Raw genomic sequence first — 4,225 nt, 5'->3', positions numbered from 1 at the left:
GACCGCCAGAACGCCGAAATCCAGATCCGCATCGCACTAATGAACCGCTTCTTGGCCCTCGAAACGGCCTAGATCGTTCGCGTCGCCTGACGCCGAAAGGGGAAGGGGCAATCATGCCTCAGGCCTGAATTACGCAACAACGCCGATGCCGACGGTCAGGTCGTCGGTTCCCGGCATAACAAAGGCGAGGAATTAGACGCCATTGTCGTGCAAGGCGCGAAACTGACGAGGGTCAGCCTTCGGCAGGCCCAGCGCGGTTCCGGGAGATCAAAGTTCCTGATCCAATACGGATGCAAACTCGACATCGTGTGGGAAAAACCGAGGTGCCTTAATCCTTCATTAACCAGTTCGCATAAGACTCCGTCACGGTTAGGTATTGAAGGGTATCGGGGGAAGGCATGGGCCGAGTGCATTTTGCAGGAATTCGTTTGGGCGCAGTCATCCTTGTGACTGCCGCGTGTCTAATTATGGCTTGGGGCTTCGGGCCTGGACCTGTCGCAATCCACCTCGCTCGGCAGGCGGCTCGGGTGGAGAGCCAAAACTATGTACACCGTCTGGTTTCCGGCTTTCAGAACGGGGCCACAAGCTTCATCGACGGTCAGATCACAGATGACGACGTCAGGATGTTGCTGACGATTACAAACTCCGAGAAGATTTATCGTCTTCATCTAATTGATGGAAATGGCCGCGTGTTCTGGTCTAACATCCCAGATGGGCTTGGCCAGATCAACACGCCCTCCGATCTGCACGCCGCGTTGCAGACCGGACAGAGTTTTTTCGAGCGCGTCAGCGTCAGTGAGGCTGAAGTATCGGGCATTCCTGCCGTCGCCCACAAAACCGATGACGGTGTTGATCGGGTGGATCGTGAGGTCAACCATGAGATTTTGCCTCTGACTTTGGACGGCAAGATCGTTGGCGCCATTGAGCGCTATCAGGACGTGACCACGATCAACACCGCCTGGATTGACACGATCCGCTGGACTTTCGCCGTTATCGGTGGGCTGGTCAGTGTCGCGGCCCTTTTTGGCCTTTTACGGATTCACTGGGCCTCGAAGGAACGGATGGCAACGTTGAAGTTGCATGCTGAGACGGAACGCGCATTTCTGGCCGAGCAGTTGCGGGTTGGCCGCGAGGTGCGGCTGTTGGGCGAACTCAACGAATGGCTGCAATCCTCGAAATCGCTGGAGGAGTTGTATGCCATGGTCACCCGCTTCATGGGCCATCTTCTGCCAGAGGTGGCAGGCTCGATCTATGTCTACTCCAACGCGCGCGACGTGCTGGATGGTGGGTGCAGTTGGAATGGCGGTGCACTCCAGCCGCAGATCCACCCTGACGATTGCTGGGGTTTGCGCAGGGGCCGGACTTATGTAAACGCCGCGGGCGAGATGACATTCAAATGCACCCATGCCCGTGATGAGGCGGCCACGGATTCCATCTGCATTCCGTTTCTCGCCCATGGCGAAACAGTTGGGATGATGCATCTTCGCCTGCCGGATGGGCTTGGCGCCGAAGCCTTTACCAACCAGCGCAAGCTGGCCCAGATGTGCGCCGAGCAGATCAGCCTGGCCATCGCCAACGTGCGGATGCGCGACGAACTCCACCATCAAGCAACACGCGATGTGCTGACCGGATTGTTCAACCGACGTTACCTGATGGACCGGCTGCACCGCCGCATCGAACGTCAGGCCGATGAGTCCTTTGCCATCATGTCGATCGACGTGGATCATTTTAAGGCGTTCAACGACGCTTACGGCCATGAGGCTGGCGATGAAGTCCTGCGCGTTTTGGGCGAGATGTTGTCAGCCTCGTGCAACGCCCCCGAAATTGCCTGTCGTATGGGCGGGGAGGAGTTCATTCTGGTCTTGCCGAACCTTGCTAAGGATCAGGCCGTGGAGCGGGCAGAGGCGTTGCGGATCGCGGTCAACGAACTCTGTGTGCACCATGCGGGCAACACCTTGCCACCAATCTCGGTCTCTGTCGGTGTCGCGCTGTATTCGGGTATTGGCGATGCATCTCTCGACGTGCTGCGTCAGGCCGATGAGGCGCTGTATGCTGCTAAGTCTGCGGGCAGAAACCACGTCGTGGTGGCTGAGTTAACGCCAGCTGCCACAAAGTCCCACGTCGGACTGTCAAGCAATACTGTAACTCTGAAACCCAACCGCCGTCCGATGGCTGCTGAATAGATCTGTGCGGCCGTAACAACGTGTGCTCGTCCTTGAAGGAAGCACTGTCCGTGATCTCGCGCAGCTTGGCGCGGCAGTTGTCCAAGGAGCCGACCTGGCCCTAGGTGTTTGATCCCAGGGTTTGATGGTGAGAGAGGTGGTTCGGGTGATCTGAACAGTTTCAGGCATTTTTAAGTGGTTTTCCGCCTTGGTTACGCCGCCACCGCCTCGGGTATCGGCTGGTTGAAGTAGGCCTGATCGGGGGTTTTCCCGACGACTGGAATGCGGGCGGCGGCCGTTATAGAAGGTCAGATACCGGCCAATCCGTAAGCGATGTGCCGATCACACAGTGACAGCGTAATTCCACGGGAGCAGGCCGTCGATCTGGCTTTGCTTATGGCCTTGGACGATTGCGGTGAGTGTGGCCGCCAGCCACGCATGGGGATCGACGCCGTTCATTTTGCAGGTTTCGATTAGCGAGGCGATGACGGCCCAGTTTTCGGCTCCGGCGTCGTGGCCTGCAAAGAGGGCGTTCTTGCGGTTCAGGGCGATGGGGCGGATGGTGCGTTCGACGGTGTTGTTGTCGATCTCCACGCGGCCATCGGTGAGGAAGCGGCCAAGGCCGTTGCGGTATTTGGCGATATAGGCAAGCGCTTCGCCCAAGGGTGACTTTGCCGAGGCGCGGGTGCGGTGGTGGACCAGCCAATCGTCGATGCGGGCACCGTGACCGCTGATGGGGCGTATGACACCCGCCGTAGCCACACGGCCATCATTGACCGGCTGGCCACTGCGATCATCCCGATTTGCAAGAACGGGCGGCCGTGGACAGAGGACTGCCCGGCCGCAATCGCTAGAAACGAAACCCTGCGTGCCACCCGGCACTATGGCAGGGCATTCTGGAAGCGCTGGACCGGATACGACGTCCGAAGCCGGATCGAGGCGAAGATGCGGTGCCTCAAAGCCTTCGGTGAGCGCATCGCCGCCAGAGACCCCGACCGCCAAACTGCAGAAATCCAGATACGCGTCGCCCTGATGAACCGCTTCTCGGCCCTCGGAACGGCCGAGATCGTCCGCGTGGCCTGATGCCGAAGGGGAAAGGGGCAATCATGCCTCAGGCCTGAGTTACGCAACAACGCCCCTATTACATGATAAAGAGGTTCGACCAAAGACTATTTAAGTCAGGAACTCCTGAAATGGTCAATGAATTACCGCCGCCAAATTCGAAAACCACGTCCGCGCCCCTATCCAGAGCGTACAATTCGATGACCTGCTGGGTGGTCATGCCCCGCACAGAACTCAAAACGGTAGAATCTAGAATAATCTGATCATTCTGCGTGAAACCAAAATCTGTGATCCGATCTGCTCCAAAGGAAAACACAAAGCAATCTGCATCAAAGCCTCCGGTAAGAGTATCATTTCCAAGTTCACCATCTAAGGTGTCGCGTCCATCGCCGCCAGAGATTGAATCTCTTCCCGCTTCGCCAAGTAACCAGTCGTTGCCCAAGTCTCCCGCCAAAATATCATTGTCTTCACCGCCGCGAAGAAAATCATTTCCATCTCCTCCGGTCAAAGTATCAAGCCCTACGCCACCGCTCATGCTGTCGTCACCCAAACCACCATTCAGAATGTCGTCGCCAGCGTCACCGATAAGTTGATCTTGGCCAACGCCACCAAACAAGCGGTCATCGCCTTCCCCTCCCTGCAAGATATCATTTCCAGCTTCACCAAGGATGGAATCATTTCCTGCACCTGCATTTAGCGTGTTGTCGAACCAATTACCAACAAGCAGATCATTTCCGGCACCAGAGACAACGTTTTCAATTTGGATGAGACAATCCAGGCCATGCCCGGTGTTCTGCTTTGTCGTGTAACCAAGATTCACTGTGACGGAAATAGACCCGAGAAACTGGGCGAGATCCCGGCCGGCCCCGCCATAAAAACTATCGTCGCCGAGGCCGCCTACCAAAATGTCGTTGCCAGCCCCGCCCAACAGAAAATCATTTCCCAAGCCCCCAAGCAGGGAATCGTTTCCTGCATCGCCCAGCAACGAGTCCGCGCCATCG

Annotated in this window: 2 protein-coding genes and 2 pseudogenes; 2 read left to right on the top strand and 2 right to left on the bottom strand. The window is 57.1% G+C overall.

Features of this window, described 5'->3' with window-relative positions; all coding sequences use genetic code 11:
• The first annotated feature begins 527 nt into the window (after window positions 1–527).
• Window positions 528–2,183, top strand: a complete 1,656-nt coding sequence (locus tag RSW2DRAFT_RS16890; protein ID WP_008033216.1) for a sensor domain-containing diguanylate cyclase — start codon at window positions 528–530, stop codon at window positions 2,181–2,183.
• A 321-nt stretch (window positions 2,184–2,504) separates the two neighbouring features.
• On the opposite strand, the pseudogene RSW2DRAFT_RS16885 reads toward RSW2DRAFT_RS16890, so the two are convergent.
• Window positions 2,505–2,882 (bottom strand): annotated as a pseudogene (locus tag RSW2DRAFT_RS16885) (IS66 family transposase); the annotation flags it as partial.
• Here RSW2DRAFT_RS16885 and RSW2DRAFT_RS16880 point away from each other — a divergent pair.
• A pseudogene (locus RSW2DRAFT_RS16880) lies at window positions 2,880–3,245 on the top strand (transposase); the annotation flags it as partial. The pseudogenes RSW2DRAFT_RS16885 and RSW2DRAFT_RS16880 overlap by 3 nt on opposite strands.
• Before the next feature lie 58 nt (window positions 3,246–3,303).
• Here RSW2DRAFT_RS16880 and RSW2DRAFT_RS17675 read toward each other — a convergent pair.
• The coding region (locus tag RSW2DRAFT_RS17675; protein WP_008033211.1) for a calcium-binding protein at window positions 3,304–4,225 on the bottom strand (922 nt) is incomplete at its 5' end.

The organism is Rhodobacter ferrooxidans (assembly GCF_000176015.1).
In the GTDB taxonomy this organism is placed as follows: domain Bacteria; phylum Pseudomonadota; class Alphaproteobacteria; order Rhodobacterales; family Rhodobacteraceae; genus Pseudorhodobacter_B; species Pseudorhodobacter_B ferrooxidans.
The sequence above is the reverse complement of the archived record's forward strand: the minus strand, read 5'-3'. Positions and strand labels throughout refer to the sequence as shown.